Origin of the sequence: Segatella oulorum F0390 (assembly GCF_000224615.1) — a bacterium.
In the GTDB taxonomy this organism is placed as follows: domain Bacteria; phylum Bacteroidota; class Bacteroidia; order Bacteroidales; family Bacteroidaceae; genus Prevotella; species Prevotella oulorum.
In genome coordinates this window covers 274,626-292,149 of record NZ_JH114216.1, presented here as the reverse complement: position 1 = coordinate 292,149, position 17,524 = coordinate 274,626, and the positions used below count along the sequence as shown (strand labels likewise).

The window sequence follows — 17,524 nt, the reverse complement described above, 5'->3', positions numbered from 1 at the left end:
GAAAAGATTGTTGCACAACTCATTAAAAGTTACTACTTTTGCCAAAGGCTGCTGCAAACAGGCGCACGTGAAGCGTGGCATCGTCTGCCACAGAGGAAACCATGCCGGCGCAAGGTGCAGACCAAAGCAAGGAAAATCATAACGATAAACAATAATAAAACATGAACGAAATGTCAGAAAAAGAGGAATCTAAGGGCGAAAAGAAAGAGGGTAAGGTGCAGGGAAAGGCGACCCAGGCGTTGCATTTGGCCTATCCTCGCCGCGATGTTTATGATGCTTTGAGCATGCCTGTATACCATGCTGTGGCCTATGAGTTTGACAATGCCGCAGCCATGACCGAGGCTTTTGCCGGTCGTTCGGGCGCTCCTGACTATTCGCGCACGGGCAATCCCACGGTGACCTATTTTGAAAACCGCGTGAAAGCACTCACCGATGCGCATAGTGTAACGGCATTCAACAGTGGCATGGCTGCCATAAGCAATGCTTTCTTGGCGTTGACCTCGCAAGGAAAGAACATCGTAACGTCGAAGCATCTCTTTGGAAACACCTACTCATTGCTCACCGAATCGCTCGTTCGTTTTGGCATAGAAACGCGCTTAGCCGACCTCTCTAACATAGAAGAGACGTCACAATTAATCGATGAAAACACGGCATGTGTGTTCTTTGAAATCATGACCAATCCCCAAATGGAGATTGTTGACATCGCCGCTTTGGCGCGTGTGGCCCACGAAAAGCATGTGCCTTTGGTGGCCGACACGACGATGATTCCTTTCACTTGCTTCTCTGCCCACGCCTTAGGTGTGGATATTGAGTTGGTTTCGTCTACCAAATATATCAGCGGTGGCGCAACGTCTTTGGGCGGACTCATTATTGATTATGGCACAGTGAAGGGCTTTGATCACAAAATCCGCATCGAACAGCTTTATAATTTCGGTGCCTACATGACGCCGCAAGTGGCCTATCTGCAAACGCTTGGGCTCGAAACGCTCGATGCACGCTACCGGGTTCAGGCCGCAAACGCCTTGGAATTGGCCACTCGGTTGCAGCATTTGCCCGCCATTCGCTATGTGAATTATGCCGGACTGCCCCAAAATCCCTATCATCAGCTTGCAAAACGCCAGTTTGGTGCGACATCTGGCGCCATGGTTTGCATTGAATTGGCGAGCCAGGAGGCTTGCTTCCGTTTCATCAATCGCTTGAAACTCATTCATCGCGCCACCAATTTGTTTGACAATCGCACGCTGGCCATTCATCCCTATAGCACCATCTTCGTGGCTTTCACGCCCGAACAAAAGGCGAAGATGGACGTGCTCGACACCACAGTGCGCCTCAGTATTGGCTTAGAGAATGTGGATGATTTGTTTAACGACATTCAACAAGCCCTCGCATGACCTACGATTTCGACACCTTAATTTCGCGAAAAGGCAGCGGAGACCTCATGCACGAGGCACTGCTCCCGCGTTGGAAGCGCGACGATTTGCTGCCCATGTGGGTAGCAGACATGAACTTTCCCGTCTGTCCGGCTATCATTCTGGCACTGAAAGCGCGCTTAGATCATCCCATTTTGGGTTACACCGTTGAGCCAAAGGACTATTTTCCGGCCATCCACGACTGGGTGTTAGCCCATCATGGTTGGGCTATTCAGCGCGAATGGGTGCGCTTCATTCCCGGCATTGTGAAGGGCATCGGCATCATTTGCAACCTGTTTGTGAAGCCCGATGAGAAGGTAATTGTCATGCCTCCCGTCTATCATCCATTCCATTTAACGCCACAAGGCAACCATCGTGAGGTGGTTTGGAACCCTCTTCGCAAGCGTAGCGATGGCTATTATGACATCGATTTCGACAACTTGGCGCAGGTGTGCGACGACAAATGCCGCGTACTCCTGCTCTGCAATCCCCATAATCCCGGTGGTTTGGTGTGGACAAAGGCAACACTTCAACGCTTGGCCGACTTCTGTTTCGACCACCATTTGTTGGTGGTGAGCGACGAAATCCATGCCGACATGCCCCTCTTTGGCCACCAACACACGCCATTTGCCTCGGTAAGCAATAAGGCTGCGGCCATCAGTATCACGTTTCAAGCGCCCACAAAAACCTTTAATATTGCGGGCATCGTGTCGGCTTATGCCATCGTTCCCAATGAAAACATTCGAAAAGTGTTCTACGATTGGCTTGCAGTCAACGAGTTGGACGAGCCGCATCTCTTCGCCCCTATTGCCACGATAGCAGCCTTTCGTGAGGGCGAAGCATGGCGCAAACAGATGATTCACTATGTAGAACGCAACATTTTGTTTGTGGAAGCGTTCTGCCAACAGCACATGCCGGCCATCAAACCCCTGCGCCCTCAGGCGTCATTCCTCATTTGGTTAGACTGTCGTGCACTGCATTTGTCGCACGAGGAACTGCTGCATCTCTTCATCGACGAGGCCCATTTGGCTCTCAACGACGGTGAGATGTTCGGGCCAGGCGGCGAAGGTTATATGCGATTAAACGTGGGGTGTCCACGGCAATTAGTGGAACAAGCGTTGCGACAGCTGCGCGATGCCGTGCAACACCACGTGTGATTGAACAGAAAAGAATATTCAAATCCAACAGAAAGAAAAAATGAAACGACTACAAACAATGATGAAGCGCACCCTGATGACAACGGGGCTGGCTTCGACAATGGCACTCGTTGCGGCTGCACAAACTGCTCCTGCCACCGCAATGAACAATCCACTGCTCCAAAAAAGTAAACTGACATTTGGTGCACCCGACTTCAATCGCATTCAAGAGGGCGACTATCTGCCGGCTTTGAAAGAGGGCATTCGGCAACAACGCGAAGAAATTCAGCGCATTGTGAACAACAAACAACGGCCTACTTTTGTCAATACGGTGCTGGCTTACGAGCAATGTGGGCAGACTTTAGACCGTGTTTCGAGCATTTTCTATGCACTGGTGGGCGCACACAAGACGCCCGTAATCGCGCAAACGCAGCAGGAAATCACGCCGTTGCTCACCGATTTGCAAAACGAAATCACGTTTAATGTGAAGCTCTTCCAGCGCATTAAATATGTTTATGACCATCAACGCCAACAGTTAAAGGGCGAAGATCTGCGCTTGTTAGATGAAATCTATAAAAATTTTGTTCGCAATGGTGCACTGCTCTCGCCCGAAAAGAAGGTGCGGATGGGGCAAGTCTACAAGCGAATTTCAGACCTTCAACAGCAATGGAGCAATGTTTTGCCCGCTGCTACCAATGCTGCTGTGGTGTGGGTGAACAGTAAAGACGAGCTGAAAGGCTTGAGTGAGGCCGACATTGCGCAATGTAAAAAGGATGCAGAAAGTCGTGGTGGCAAGGCTCCTTATTGCATTGTTATCGTCAATACCACGCAACAACCCATCTTAACCAACTTGGAAAATCGCGAATTGCGCCGCAAAGTCTACGAGGCTTCGCGTCATCGTGCCGACGGAACAAACGCTTTCAACACTTATCCGCTTGTTGTTGAGTTGGCTAAACTGGGCGCCGAGATGGCAAAACTCATGGGCTATCCCAACTATGCTGCCTATTCTTTGGAGAAAACGATGGCCAAAACGCCGCAAAATGTGCAGACCTTTTTGCAGCAACTCACCACGGCTTATCGGCCCAAGGCACAGCAAGAGACGCGCGAGATTGAAGCCTATGCGCGCCAAACCATGGGCAACGATTTCCAATTACAGCCCTACGACCGCATGTTTTATTCGGCAAAGATGAAGCAAGAGAAGTTTCATTTCTCCGAAGACGACGTGAAACCCTATTTCAATATCGACAGCGTTTTGGTGAATGGCGTATTCTATGCGGCCAACAGGGTTTATGGATTGACCTTCAAAGAACGTAAAGATTTGCCCACTTATCATCCCGATATGCGTGTTTTTGAGGTCATTGATTACGACGGAAAGCCCTTGGCTTTGTGGTATTGTGACTATTTTCGCCGGCCAACGAAGCGTGGAGGAGCGTGGATGAGCAGCTTTGTCAAACAGAGTAAAGCGCGCCATCAACAGCCTATTATATATAATGTGTGCAACTATGCCAAAGCTCCCGAGGGGCAACCCACCCTGCTTACGTGGGACGAAGTGACGACAATGTTCCATGAATTCGGTCATGCTTTGCACGGTATGCTGTCCGATTGCAAATACAACACGTTGAGTGGAACGGCCGTAGCGCGCGACTTTGTGGAGATGCCTTCACAATTTAACGAGTCGTTTGCCACCATTCCCGAGGTGTTTAATCACTTTGCCAAGCATGTAAAAACGGGTGAATCCATGCCCGATACGTTGCGCAATAAAATCATGTCTGCGATGAATTACCATTCAGCTTATGCTTTAGGCGAAAACCTTGCCGCCTCTTCTGTCGACATGGCATGGACTACTTTGCCCGAAAACGAAGTGCCTTCAGCCGATAAAGCAGATGATTTTGAACGGCAGGCACTGGCTAAAGTGGGCTTATTGGATGCGCAAATTCCACCTCGTTACAGCACTTCTTATTTCAATCATGTGTGGGGTGGCGGCTATGCTGCAGGCTATTACAGCTATCTTTGGACCGAGGTTTTGGCCGATAACATTGCCGATTGCTTTGCCAAGCGTGGCGCTTTGAAACGCGAAGTGGGGCAGGCGTTCCGCCAACAAGTGCTGAGCAAGGGCAACACCGAGGACTTAATGCAAACTTTTACCCGCTTCACGGGGTTGAAATCACCCGATACTTCGGCCTTATTAAAGGCGCGTGGCTTATAAAAAGAAAAGGCTTTTGCATGGCGAACATGCAAAAGCCTTTCTTTCATTTGTTACAGATGCTTAGCTCAATGTAGCAACTAACATCCAAACATTCTTCTCTTGACCGGTCAAATAATCATCCATTAAGGCAACGGTTACTTCGTCCTCAGCTTCTTGTGCAGCAGCCAATACACGACGTTCCTGTGCAATAATCACCTTCAACGTGTCCAAGATGTATTTCAAACCTTCCATCTTCTCGGGCTCAAAACCAGCCTCTTTCAACTGACTCTGCTTCAAATATTCGCTGAAACGGTTCTCAGGACGAGCATCCAATTGCAGCAAACGTTCTGCAACCTCATCCACTTTTGCAGCTGCATCATTATACTGACCTTCATAATACTCATGGAGTTGATAGAATTTATCACCCTTAACGTTCCAATGGAAACCACGAAGATTAGCATAATAAACTTGGAAATCAGCCAACAGTTGACTTAACTCTTTTACAACTTTCTCTACTTTCTTAGCATCTAAGCCTGTGTAATCTAAATTTTTCATATCTCTATATTTTTAAAAAATAAAATGTTTATCTTTCTATTTCGTTCTCTGTTGTGGCAAAGATAGACAAAAACGAATTGCAAGCCAAATGATTTTATCAATAAAAGTATTTATAGTATAAATCATGATCCATCAGTAATTGTCATCTTGTTGGCTCACCTTTATTCAATAAACGACACCCAAACTCACCCCCATCTGGTATTGATGATAGTTGTTGCCCCGATACTTTGCCGTTGCAATCGCGTCTATCCACCCCTTGATGAATGCCTTGGCGCGATAGTTTTTAAACGCGAAGGGATGCTCATAAGCGACATCTACGTGGCCGAAAGCGTAGTTGAGGCTGTAATAATGCATATCAGGCAACAGCACTTGCCGTGCATAATCGGTATGCGCATCGGCCAAATCGAGTCGGCTTCGCGTAGAAAAGCTGTAGCCACCTTGCACGTTTAGTATGACGGCATGGCAGCTTCCACCCATTTCTAAAGCCGCATTGAGTCGACGATATTGCAGTTCTGAGGTGGGCAACAAATAGCGATTGGTCACCGTTTGATAGGTAAGCAAGCCGCCAATGTAGCCCCATTTACCTTGTGTTTCGAGCGTGCTCAAACGATAGTGTGTGTTGGCATTGAGCACTTTCACTTGGTAACGTTTCTTGAAAGTGAGCTGATTGTCGTAGCGATAGGAGCTGATGCCCGTCGCAGGGTCGGTGGTAATGACCAACTGTGGACGATATTCGTTGGCATAAGCCTCTTCGTATTGTGCCCCCAAGTCAATGCGATGCAACAGATGTTGCGTGCGAATGAGCGTTTGATGGGTGAAACCATAATCGTAAGTGTAGTAGTGCCCCGGCCGGTATTTATATTGCCCTAACACACTTTCGCTGCCACGTTGCAGTGTGAGTGTGGTCAAACTGCGCAGCGCTTCGTCGGTTGTTTGAGCATACCAAGACAGCTCTGTGCCCAAAGTGTGGTTCACCCATTCGCGCTGAAACGCACTAAAGCCGCCCAAAGTGCCCACGGCATGCTCCATACCTGCCATCAAATAATACTTCAAGTTGGCATCTTGTTGCACGGTGGTAAGCCCATTTATCTTCTCTTTTCGGCGGTCATACCAACCCGAAAGACCGATGGCTTGCCGTCCAAAGTGGTAGAGCAGGCTCGGCGTAATGCGATAGTTCAGCAACTCAGCACGTGAACGTGGGTCGCGCAAACGGCTCAAATCACCCACCGCATAATCCAACTTCGCACCAAAATTCCATGCACCTATCTGGGTTGTTCCTACTGAAGCCGAGAGTTTAATGTTCTGAAAATCGTAGCGACCTGCACGAGATGAGCCTGCAAAATAGGGATTACTGTTGTAAGGGCGCATCACATCGGCCCACGCTTTCTCCTTGGTTCGTCCCGTGTTGAAGTCAAACTTCCCGTAGGCATAGAGCCATTTGGAGAGCTTTTGATAGCTTTCAGTTACAAAATGCAACGCATGTGTCGACGTACCCTCTTGCACACGACGATAATGTCCACCATCATAAGTGTAACGAAAAGCTGCTGTTCCACGGTTAGGCGATGCGTCAATGGCCAAGCCTGCCGCATTATTCGTGTGGCGAAACAGCAGTTGTTGGTCGAGCATCTGGTAGTGTCCCAGAGACATCAGACTATCGTTTGCAGACTGACTCCACGCAGGAAGTGTCGCCATCACACAGAGGATGAGACTATATTTACTCTTCATATTCCCGAATATTTATCATTGTTGAGCGACCAAAATCGCTGCTACTGTTGTTCGTATCCTGCAAAATGTGCTGCCCACTACCGCCCGTTTGCCGGGAAACACGTCGGTAAAGTACCTCGCTGTTATAACCATTCACGGCATGAACAACCCCATATCCTGCATCAATGTCATTGTTGAGGCGTTTCGTAGCCACATCAACTCCGGCAGGTTTATATTTTAAAATGTCAACACCATCCATGACATAGCGTTTAGGAATGGCCAAATATTGCATGCCATTGTTCTTGCCAAAAGCATAAATCTTTGGGAACATTTGCACACGAAGCGTCGTTTTAAAGATCACAACGCCATTGGGTCCACCCGCAAGGAAATTCATATTTGAGAGCGCAGGCAGATTAGAATACACCAAATCCAGCGCTGCAACGGCAGGATTGTTTTGTGTTTTGCCCCGTGCATCCTTCGCTTCGTAGTCGGCAGTGGTGAGGTCTTGTGCCAAAGGAATATTCACTTTGTGGTTCACCGCACTATTCGTTATCACGACACTACCGCCGGGTTGCATCACATGAGGCGTGGAAGTGGGGATTTGGAACACCTGCTTGCACACAACAATACTGTCGTTATATGCCGTATGGAGGTTGGAAAGGGTATAAGCCGGCATGCTGCCTGTCTCCAATAAACCGATATATAGGCCTGCCACATCCACGGGTTGGTCGCTCTGATTATAAAGCTCTATGTATTGTGCTGCTGTCGAATTCCGGTTGTTTCGGTCTTTGTTGCCGGCATAAAACACCTTGCTGATGACCAATGAGCGTTTAATCGCAAGGATAGTGGGCAACGTAATGGTGGTAGATCGATCAATGAGTTGGTTGTTAAGTGTGGCCGATACCACAGCACCCTCATTCACTTGTGTGTCGCCTGTGACCTGACTGTATTCGGCAAAGGATAGGTTCCATGCCGCCGAGACAGTGTAAACGTCGGGCACAAGGTTGGCAAATGTGGCCTCACCCTGCGCATTTGTCGTAGCCGTTAGCTTGACACCATCGGCATTGGTGAGCGTGATAGTGTGTCCATTCAGCGCCATTGTGCCGGTAAGTGCCGTGGGAACGGTCAGTTTTATCGTGGTGGAAACGGCTTGTGTGGTGTCGCTATAGTCAACACAACCATTTAAAAGCAAAGTTAAAACCACGGCTATATAGCCTCCGAAGCATTTCATTCTTGAAGCAATGCGCCCTATAAAAGCAGCCTTTACAGCCATCTTTGCCGCGTGATGATGATATTTTCTCATATTTTTTTGTTGTTCATTATAAATTAAAATAAAGCTCAACGCCATAACCAAAGCTGCCCACATTGCGCTGAGAAAGCGTGGTTGTGGTGCTATTGTGCAGGTAGGGTTCATAGAAGAGGGCGTTGTTTACATATAAACTCAAGCCGCCAATATTGCCCAACTCTTTGGTTAAGCGTGCGGAAAGGTTCCAGGTGATGGGCGTTTTCGTGGGCACTGCATCACTGGCACGCACCACAACATCGCTTAAACGCACATAGTGACCGGACGGAGCTGCGGCATAATAATGGCCATCTAAGTCTAAAAAGCCTTGCATCATGTCAGGGGTAATGGGGTGATGGTTGAGGTCGGGCGTAAGATAGCCGATGGGATTAGTGGTGCTCACCTTGTTAAAACTATAATTATACCAAATCACTTGTCCCGTGAACGAAGCCACCATGCGCAGGCGTGGAATATGGGTTACCATGCGTAGCGTATTGATAAATTGGCGATAAATGTTGCGATTGTAGTCTGAAGAGTAAACCATTTTGAAAGGAGTCAGCCCATAGGCAGAATAAGTAGCAGGCAAAAGAGACGGAGAAACACTGCTGTATGTGCGCCCCTTCTGCCATGTTTCCATTTCAGCGTAAGCCCCATTGAAATAGATAGTCGTGTTGATGGGGTTGATAACACCTAAATCAAAATCGAATTCTATGCCTTTGTTCACCGTTACATTCTCATTACCAATCTCGCCTGTTGTCATAAATCGCAGGTCACGGCGTGCGGGATTGTTGAAATTTACCTTCGTGGCTGCCCCCGGTGTGAGCACCAATCCTTGTGTGGGGGTGTAGACATTGCTATAATAGGTGATGTAGTTGAAGAGCGGACTAAAACCATTTGGCGTCCGGTCTTGATAGGCTAAGAGGCTCAATTTGCGGTTACCTGGCAAACGAAGGTCAAGGCCTAACTCCACCTTTGTTGTTGTAGCATTCTTCATTCCCTTGCTATAAGGCACCTGATAAACCTGCGTGTGGTAGAGCAATAGCTGCGCAGCAGGGTCGCCAACGGGCATATAATTCGCTGCAACATGGTCCTCATATTTGGGTGAAGGATAGAGATAGTCTAAACTTGGCGTCTTGCTATTGAGGCCGATTCCACCGCGAAGATCTATCCATTTTGCCGCTCTATACATGAGATTGAGCCGAGGTGAGAGTGCGGTTGTAGACACATGTGCAAAGGGTTGCTGCGTCGTGAAACGCAAACCCACATTGGCACGGACGAAATGCTGTTTCGTAATGTGCCACGTAAGGTTGTCTTCGGCATAGAAAGAAAGCTGATGCAAAGCCGGATAGGACGAGAAAGCACGTGGCCGACCATCGCTGTTGGGGGTATAAGGGCGTTCATCATTCTCATTATAATAGCCTCGTCCACTATTCCAACTCACCCGATAATCAACACCCATCTTAAAGCTTTGATTCGTTTTTCCTGCATTGAAGAAGAAGCTATCGTTTAGCTTTGCAAAGAAATTGGCCGGACTACTCCGGGTATTTCCTGTGGCCAAATAGCTCGAAGTCGTCCAAGGCACGGCGTGATAGCCCGTCTCTTCGGCCGTAAGAATGGGTAAAAGTCCCGATGAAACGGGGACAATGCGGGTGTTTTTACTATTCACTTGCGAGAAACTTCCACCTAACGTGTAGGACAATGTGCGCATCAAAGGGCGGTTCATGCTAATGCGTCCGTTGTGGGTGAGGTTGAAACTGTAATTCTTATTGTTGTTTTCCGTGCCATCATTAACAGCATCTGGGTCCTTACCACTCCAATCATTGGCATAGAACAAACGCAGCTTGGTGTCGATATGCCATTGCTTCGAGAGGTTATAGCCATGCCCCACATTGAACGTATAACGACCATAAGAACGCGTCTTCATGCGCGGATCGCCCCACGCTTTGGCATAATCGAAATTGAAATTCATGATGCCTGCCTGCGCCAGACGGAACCCTTTGCCCAACGAATAGTTCTGTAAAGCGGGATTTACTTTCGCTCTAAACTGCCAAGGAGTGAGTCCCACTTTAGAGTGAACAATCACCAAACCGCTTGTTAAGTCGCCATATTCGGCAGAAGGAATGCCACGGACCACTTCCACATTGTCGATGTTATCGGCGCTGATCTGACGCAAATCGGTGCCCACAAAAGCCGTGCCTGAGAAGCCTCCAGCCGTCATTGTGGCATTGTTTGAAAGGGGCATTCCGTCAACAACAATGCTTGAACCAAACGCACTGGTGTTGTTATTGACCAACGTTCTGAGCTGAAGGTTGCTCTGTTGGGTAAGGTCTAAGTTCCCCATTTGCTTGCCGGGAAGCAGCTGCATGATGTCTCCTAACGACGAAGCCTGCAGGTGATCAATGGCTTGTCGGCCGATAATGCTCGTTGTTGAAGCACCCGATGCCTTTTGTTGTGCCGTCACTACCACCTCTTTCAATGGCTAAAGAGGTGGGCGTGATGCTGATTTTAAAATCTAAATCACGCGTGACATCCACAACCATCTGATATTTTTCATACCCCACATAGCGCACTTCTAAGGTGTAACGCCCGTTAGGAATTTTGCTGAAAGTGGCCTTTCCATCGATATTGGTCACGGTGTAGGCCTCTAAAGGGTGCAGATAACAACTGGCCATCATGACCGATTCGTTCGTTCCTTTCTCAAGAACCGTCACACGAACAGTGAACGCATTACTTGCCGTTTGTGCTTGTACACGGTTCATGAGAGCACTAAAAACGACAAAGAGAATAACGAACAGGGAAAATCGCTGTTTCGTATTTTGCATAAACTATTTTCAAAAAATCCTAAATACAAATTCATTTTAAACAATGCAAAGATATGAGAACGGATGAAAAACTGCAATACCTACAAATAGGTATTTATGCCTTTTTTGACTATCTTTGTCCAAAACTAACATAAAGAAGATAGAAGATGGACAACGAAGTATTAAAAGCTTTGTGCGAACGGCGTAGCATTCGCAGCTTTAAAGCCGAACAAATTACGGACGAAGAACTGCAAACGGTGTTGGAATCGGGCACGTGGGCGCCTACTGGAAAAGGATTACAAAGCCCCTATATCGTGGCGGTTCAAAACGCAAAACAGTTGGAATGGCTGCGCAAAGAGAATGCAAGGCTGATGGAAGTGAGCAGCGATCCTTATTATGGTGCACCCACCATTGTGTTGGTTTTTGCACCAAAAGAGTGGCCCAACAACGTGAAAGACGGCAGTTTAGTGTTAGGCAACATGATGTTAGCAGCCCATAGTTTGGGCTTAGGTAGCTGCTGGATTAATCGGGAAGAGAAAATGTTTGAAACTGCCGAAGGACAGCAACTGATGCGCGATTGGGGACTTCCTGAAGCACTCATGGGCATTGGTGCGTTGGTATTGGGCTATCCTTCGTCTCATCCAAAGACGGTGAAACCTCGGAAAGCCGATTATTATCGCATCATAAAATAGCCCATTCCATCGCTATTTTCAGAAGGGAAAAGCCACCAACGCTTTTCCCTTTTTTGATTCGTTCTGCCCTCAAACCGCATGAAAACCAAATCACCCTTAGACTGTTTTTGAACCAATGCGAAAAGGTAAAACTCATACTGGGCCTATTTCCGACGCGCATTCCATCCCACATAGGCACATTGCATCCGCCAATGTGGAACGATCAAAAGCACAACTCGTATTGAGTTGCTACCCCATACTCCCCCTATTATCTTGCCACTTGGACAAGACCATAAAACATTGCGATAGCGATTGCCAAACAATATAGCATAGATTGCCCAACAAAGAAGCCCACTTTGCCGGGCAATTCAATAGAGATTACCGAACAATTTGGTATATATTACACCATTCCCCCCGCGCATTAACCGTGTAAAGGTGCACGCACCACTACCCACTATCCTTGCAATTAACTATACTTGTTGCATGTCGTGGAGCTTTTTGTAGTAGCCATCTTGCGCCAAGAGCATTTCGTGTGTGCCCCGTTCCACGATGCGTCCTTCATGCAGCACGCAGATTTCGTCGGCGTTTCTGATCGTTGACAGGCGATGGGCCACCGCCACTGTGGTGCGCGTTTTCATCAAATGAGTGAGCGCTTCCTGCACCAATCGCTCACTTTCAGTATCTAAAGCTGAAGTAGCTTCGTCGAGAATGAGGATTGGAGGGTTCTTTAAGATGGCACGTGCAATGCTCACACGTTGCCGTTGTCCACCCGAAAGGCGCCCGCCTCTGTCACCGATATTCGTGTCAAAGCCATGCTCTGTCTCCATAATAAAGTCGTAGGCATTGGCTATTTTGGCCGCCCGTTCGATGTCGTCGGGTGTGGCTTGCTGTGCACCAAACTTAATATTGTTGGCAAAGGTGTCATTGAAGAGGATGGCTTCTTGGTTGACATTGCCAATGAGCTGGCGCAAATCGTGCACCCCAAGGTCTTTCACATTGATGCCATCGATGAGCACTTCGCCCTCTTGCACGTCATAATAACGCGGGATAAGGTCGACAAGGGTAGACTTTCCCGAGCCGCTTTGCCCCACCAAGGCTACCATTTTCCCCTTAGGAATGATGAGATTAATATCGCGTAGCACCCACCTATGATCATATTTAAACGACACATGGCGGAACTCTATAGCGTATTCGAAACCGACGATATGCACGGGATGTTCTTTCTCTTTGATGCTGATTTCGGCCTTTAAAATCTTGTCTACGCGCTCCATACTGGCCAATCCCTTAGGAATGTTGTAACTGGCTTTCGAAAACTCTTTCAGTGGATTGATGATGGAATAGAGCATCACGAGGTAGTAGATGAACTTAGGTCCTGTCAAAGTGTTGTAATTGAGCACCAAAATTCCCCCCACCCACAGCACAATAATAATCATCACCGTGCCGAGAAATTCGCTCATCGGATGTGCCAACTGCTGCCGAATGTTCACACGCATCACCTGCTTTCTGAAATTTGAATTGATATCATCGAAGCGTTTATTCATCAAACCTTCGGCACAAAAGGCTTTGATGATGCGCAAGCCACCCAAGGTTTCCTCCACCATGCTCATCGTGTCGCTCCACAACCCTTGTGCCTCAATGCTCTGCGCTTTGAGCTTTCGTCCCACAAAGCCCATAAACCAACCAAAAATAGGAACAAAGATGATGGTGAAAATGGTGAGCTGCCACGAGGTAATCACCAAGGCTATGAAATAGCTAATGATTAACACGGGGTTTTTAAACAACATGTCTAAGCTCGACATGATAGAGCCTTCAATCTCTTGCACGTCGCCACTCATACGGGCAATGATATCCCCTTTCCGCTCTTCACTAAAGAAACTCAGCGACAGGGCATTGATTTTTTGATAAAGTTGATTGCGAATATCACGCACCACACCTGTGCGAATGGGAATGATGGTGGCCGAAGAAAAGAAATAAGCAGCCGTCTTTAATAGGGTCATCAGTGCCAAAAACAAACCAATAACCAATAACGTGTTGGCGGCTCCTGCACTCGCAATGTAGTGCTGAATGTAATAATTGACGTTGTTGGTGAGCATATCTACCATGCTCTCCACGCCGTGCACACTGTCCCATGTGATGAGTTTCTCAACCGGGGTGACATCCTTTGTATTGAACAAAATCTGCAAAATAGGAATCAATGTCATAAACGAGAAGATATTCAACACCGCCGAAAGGATGTTGAAAAACACACTCCACGCCAAATACTTCTTATAAGGTGGCACAAAACGGCGCAGCACCTGCAAAAACTCTCTCATGATTTCCTCTCCTATGCTTCGTCTATCACTTCTCCAAAGAGCGTAGCACTGGTTGAGCCCGTGATGCGCACTTTGATAAATTCGCCAATATGATGCTTGCCCTTATTAATGATAACGGCTTTATTTTGCTCGGTTCTTCCCATGAGTTGATTGCGGTCGCGCTTGCCAAAACGCTCCGTAAGAATGATAAACTCCTTGCCTTCATCCTTTTTATTTTGCGCTGCACTGATTTCGTTTTGCAACTGAATGAGTTGGTTTAAACGCGCAATCTTTATCTCTTCGGGCACGTTGTCGGGCAGATGTTGTGCCGCATACGTACCGGGACGCTCGCTGTATTTAAACATGAACGCACTGTCGAAGGCTACCGTTCTCATCAAGTCGAGCGTCAGTTGTTGGTCGTCTTCTGTTTCATTATGATAGCCTACGAAGATGTCTGTGGTCAATCCGCAGTCGGGAATGATGCGCTTAATGGCCGCTACTTTGTCGAGATATTCCTCGCGTGTGTACTTGCGGTTCATTAGTTTCAGCACCTTGCTGCTACCACTCTGCGCCGGAAAATGAATGTGCTTGCACAAATTGGGTTCCTCAGCCACCGCATGAAGAATGTCTTCGGTCATATCTTCAGGGTTCGAAGTGGTGAAACGCACGCGCATGTGAGGCACGCTTTGCGCCACCTTGCGCAACAGTTCGGCAAACGAAGTGCCTTCCTTTGGCCGCTTCCCATTCGGCAAAAGTCCGTATGAATTCACGTTTTGTCCCAGCAAAGTCACCTCCTTAAAGCCTTTTTGTGCTAAGTCTTTCACCTCGTTAAGAATGCTCTCTACATCGCGACTACGCTCTCTTCCGCGCGTATAAGGCACGATACAGTAGTGACAAAAATTGTTACAACCGCGCATGATGCTCACAAATCCGCTCACTTTGTTGCCGCCAATGCGCTGTGGAAGCACGTCACGATAGGTTTCAGTGGTTGAGAGTTCGGTGTCCATAACAGTATGCCCTAACTCACATTCTGCAATCATTTCGGGCAGATTTAAATAAGCATCGGGACCACAAACCAAACTGCAATGGTGGTTTTGAATGAGGTCGTCTTTCACACGTTCGGCCATACATCCCAACACACCGAGAATGAGTTTACGTCCTTTTTTCTGCTCAGCATGCAACGTGTCTAAGCGATGGAAGATCTTATTTTCGGCATTCTCCCGCACACTACACGTATTTAAAAAGATAGCATCGGCCTCATTTTCATCCTCACAGAGGTCATAACCCGCCATCTTCATCACGGAAGCAACCACTTCACTGTCAGCAACATTCATCTGACAGCCATAGGTTTCAATATATAATTTTTTCTCCATTGTTTTTGAATTGATGCTACTTCATCCACCAACGAATCAGCGCTGTGGATAAAGCCATTTGAAAATAAAATAAAAAGCCACGCCTGTTATAAAGCCAGCGACAACGTCAATGGCATAATGTGCCTGTATATAAACGGTGGCCATACATAAGAATACATAGAAAGGCAGCAAGCTCAAGAGTAACGTTCTGTTCTTGGCTTGACAAGCAAAGAGCATGCAAATGGTGGCAACGCCCACATGACTACTTGGAAAAGCAGCAGTAGGTCGTTCGCCGGCAGCCTTAGCATCCTCCACTAAGTCATAGAAAAAGCCCTGCACATAGCCCGGACTCGGCAAGCAATCCTGATGCAAATTGAAATAATTGTGCACATTGGGGAACACACCTTGCGCGGCATTGTGCAAACCTATGGCCTTATAATAGAACGTTGGACCCACAACGGGCACCAAATCGAAGATGACATAATAGGTGAAAAAGGAGGCTAAAATCACAAAAACCGTGCGCTGAAATTCATCATAACGCCTAAAGAAATAGAACAAAATGATGGTTGCAATCATGGGGAAATAGGACACATAGCCACAATCCATCAGCTCACTGATGATAGGAGATGAGAAAGTGCGTGCAAAGATTAAGGCGGGTTGAAAGCCAAAGAGTTGCTGTTCCCACGTGGCCAACACGTGATCGAGATTGGGGAACAGCCGATTCAGTTCAAAGGTATCGGGATACCACCAAGCCAACAACGCCATCTGTGCCCCCACACGCATGAACATCGTGAGCTTGCAAGGCAGCATGCGATAGACTATCCATAAGGCTATGGTCATAGTTCCCACCCTTATGCGCCCCCAAATCATGGCCTCTGGATTGGCCATCTTGGTGGAAGTGAACAGCACAATGACACTTGTAAAAAGGATATAAGCCAGCACTACCCATTCAAAAGGCAACAAACCTTTATATTCGGGCCTCCACCCTTTCCCCTGCCAAGGTAGGGTTGATGTCTGATGCTTTTGTTTTTTTGCCATCTATAACCAATGCTGCTGTTGATACCACGCCATCGTTTCCTGCGTTCCTTGCTGCAAATTGTATTGCGGATGATAGCCCAACTCGTCGACAGTAGGCTCTATATTACAACGCCAGTTGCGCTGTTTCAATATGTGATATTTATCGTTGTTCAAGGCCGTGATATGTCCAGTCAGACGACCATAAACTTCACCTATGCGCGTAATGAGCCGCAACACCCATAGCGGAGCCACCACCCTAAGGCACCAAGGCCGACCTAAATATTGTCGAATGAGGTTGCTGAAATCAGCCGCTTGATAGACATTTCCATCCGTAAGAAAATATTTCCGCCCGTCTTTTCCACGGTCTAAAGCCAGGAACACAGCTTGCACCACATCCAAAACATAAACAAACGTGATGTCTTGACGGCGAAAACCGGCCGCAAAATCCACATGATTTTTGATGCTTTGTGCCATCAGGAAATAATCTTTTTCGCGCGGACCATAAACCCCTGTCGGTCGCAAAATGATGTAAGGGAAATCATTTCCCACACTATCTAAGTATTCTTCGGCCTCGAGTTTGCTCTTACCATAGACGGTGTTGGGCTGTGGATGGTCGGTCTCATCAATCTCTTGGTAGGGCGGTTGCTCTTTGATAGCACCAAAAACACTCAGGCTACTCAAATAAATAAACCGCTTAATGGGCATCTTACAGGCCAAAATGGCTTGCACAAGATGACGCGTTCCGTCGGTATTCACCCGATAAAATTCGTCGTGATGCAAACTCTTGGTAAGACCGGCTGCATGCACAATATAGTCAAAGGTGTGGGGGGCAAGTTGCTGTTCGAGCGCTTCTTGCGACGAGAAGTCAAGTGTAATGAAGTGAATACGTGCATCGGTGAGATAGGCTTTCGAACTGCTTTTGCGCACAGCCGCCCATACTTCCATGCCACGCCTTAATGCTTCTTCCACAATAAAGCTGCCAATGAAGCCACTGGCACCCGTGATTAATATTTTCATCAAATAGCTATTTGTGGCCGCAAAATTAATGTATTTTCCATGAATAGCAAAGACTTTGCAATGAAAATAGCCCGAATGAGCCAACATAAGTCTGCACCATAAAG

13 protein-coding genes are annotated in these 17,524 nt (G+C 47.5%); 4 read left to right on the top strand and 9 right to left on the bottom strand.

The genetic code is table 11. The annotated features are described in order from the left end of the window. The first annotated feature begins 170 nt into the window (after window positions 1-170). Genes HMPREF9431_RS07635 through HMPREF9431_RS07625 form a run of 3 tightly spaced genes read left to right on the top strand, consistent with a single transcriptional unit; the run spans window position 171 to window position 4,751 of the window. Complete coding sequence (locus HMPREF9431_RS07635; protein WP_004380642.1) at window positions 171-1,391, top strand: trans-sulfuration enzyme family protein; 1,221 nt, start codon at window positions 171-173, stop codon at window positions 1,389-1,391. Then, entirely contained in the window at window positions 1,388-2,566 is a 1,179-nt protein-coding gene (locus HMPREF9431_RS07630) for a MalY/PatB family protein (protein ID WP_004380641.1), read from the top strand. Before HMPREF9431_RS07635 ends, HMPREF9431_RS07630 begins: the two co-directional genes overlap by 4 nt. A gap of 40 nt (window positions 2,567-2,606) precedes the next feature. Further along, a complete protein-coding gene (locus HMPREF9431_RS07625) occupies window positions 2,607-4,751 on the top strand; it encodes a M3 family metallopeptidase (RefSeq protein WP_004380640.1) in 2,145 nt (714 codons plus the stop codon). A 60-nt stretch (window positions 4,752-4,811) separates the two neighbouring features. On the opposite strand, the gene HMPREF9431_RS07620 is transcribed toward HMPREF9431_RS07625, so the two are convergent. From HMPREF9431_RS07620 to HMPREF9431_RS13525, 5 genes are all read right to left on the bottom strand, one after another. Continuing rightward, complete coding sequence (locus HMPREF9431_RS07620; protein ID WP_004380639.1) at window positions 4,812-5,285, bottom strand: Dps family protein; 474 nt, start codon at window positions 5,283-5,285, stop codon at window positions 4,812-4,814. Window positions 5,286-5,450: 165 nt separating this feature from the next. Continuing rightward, window positions 5,451-7,010: a DUF6850 family outer membrane beta-barrel protein gene (locus HMPREF9431_RS07615; RefSeq protein WP_004380638.1), complete on the bottom strand. Its 1,560-nt coding sequence runs from the start codon at window positions 7,008-7,010 to the stop codon at window positions 5,451-5,453. After that, window positions 7,000-8,292, bottom strand: coding sequence for a DUF4876 domain-containing protein (locus tag HMPREF9431_RS07610; RefSeq protein ID WP_004380637.1), 1,293 nt, complete (start codon window positions 8,290-8,292; stop codon window positions 7,000-7,002). Before HMPREF9431_RS07610 ends, HMPREF9431_RS07615 begins: the two co-directional genes overlap by 11 nt. A 16-nt stretch (window positions 8,293-8,308) precedes the next feature. Further along, window positions 8,309-10,732, bottom strand: a complete 2,424-nt coding sequence (locus HMPREF9431_RS07605; RefSeq protein WP_231287789.1) for a TonB-dependent receptor plug domain-containing protein — start codon at window positions 10,730-10,732, stop codon at window positions 8,309-8,311. Further along, window positions 10,668-11,030, bottom strand: a complete 363-nt coding sequence (locus tag HMPREF9431_RS13525) for a carboxypeptidase-like regulatory domain-containing protein (protein ID WP_231287787.1) — start codon at window positions 11,028-11,030, stop codon at window positions 10,668-10,670. The genes HMPREF9431_RS07605 and HMPREF9431_RS13525 overlap by 65 nt, the downstream gene beginning before the upstream one ends. Window positions 11,031-11,239: 209 nt before the next feature. Between HMPREF9431_RS13525 and HMPREF9431_RS07600 the strand changes: the two genes are divergently transcribed. After that, window positions 11,240-11,764: a nitroreductase family protein gene (locus HMPREF9431_RS07600; RefSeq protein WP_004380634.1), complete on the top strand. Its 525-nt coding sequence runs from the start codon at window positions 11,240-11,242 to the stop codon at window positions 11,762-11,764. A 449-nt stretch (window positions 11,765-12,213) separates the two neighbouring features. Here the strand turns inward: HMPREF9431_RS07600 and HMPREF9431_RS07590 are convergent, their stop codons facing one another. From HMPREF9431_RS07590 to HMPREF9431_RS07575, 4 genes are read right to left on the bottom strand one after another with little or no spacing between them, the layout of a single operon-like run. Continuing rightward, entirely contained in the window at window positions 12,214-14,055 is a 1,842-nt protein-coding gene (locus HMPREF9431_RS07590) for an ABC transporter ATP-binding protein (protein WP_004380633.1), read from the bottom strand. Between the two features lie 11 nt (window positions 14,056-14,066). After that, entirely contained in the window at window positions 14,067-15,407 is a 1,341-nt protein-coding gene (miaB, locus tag HMPREF9431_RS07585; protein WP_004380632.1) for a tRNA (N6-isopentenyl adenosine(37)-C2)-methylthiotransferase MiaB, read from the bottom strand. Between the two features lie 36 nt (window positions 15,408-15,443). Next, window positions 15,444-16,424: a phosphatase PAP2 family protein gene (locus HMPREF9431_RS07580; RefSeq protein WP_004380631.1), complete on the bottom strand. Its 981-nt coding sequence runs from the start codon at window positions 16,422-16,424 to the stop codon at window positions 15,444-15,446. Continuing rightward, window positions 16,425-17,420, bottom strand: a complete 996-nt coding sequence (locus tag HMPREF9431_RS07575) for an NAD-dependent epimerase/dehydratase family protein (protein ID WP_040561436.1) — start codon at window positions 17,418-17,420, stop codon at window positions 16,425-16,427. Window positions 17,421-17,524: the final 104 nt, after the last annotated feature.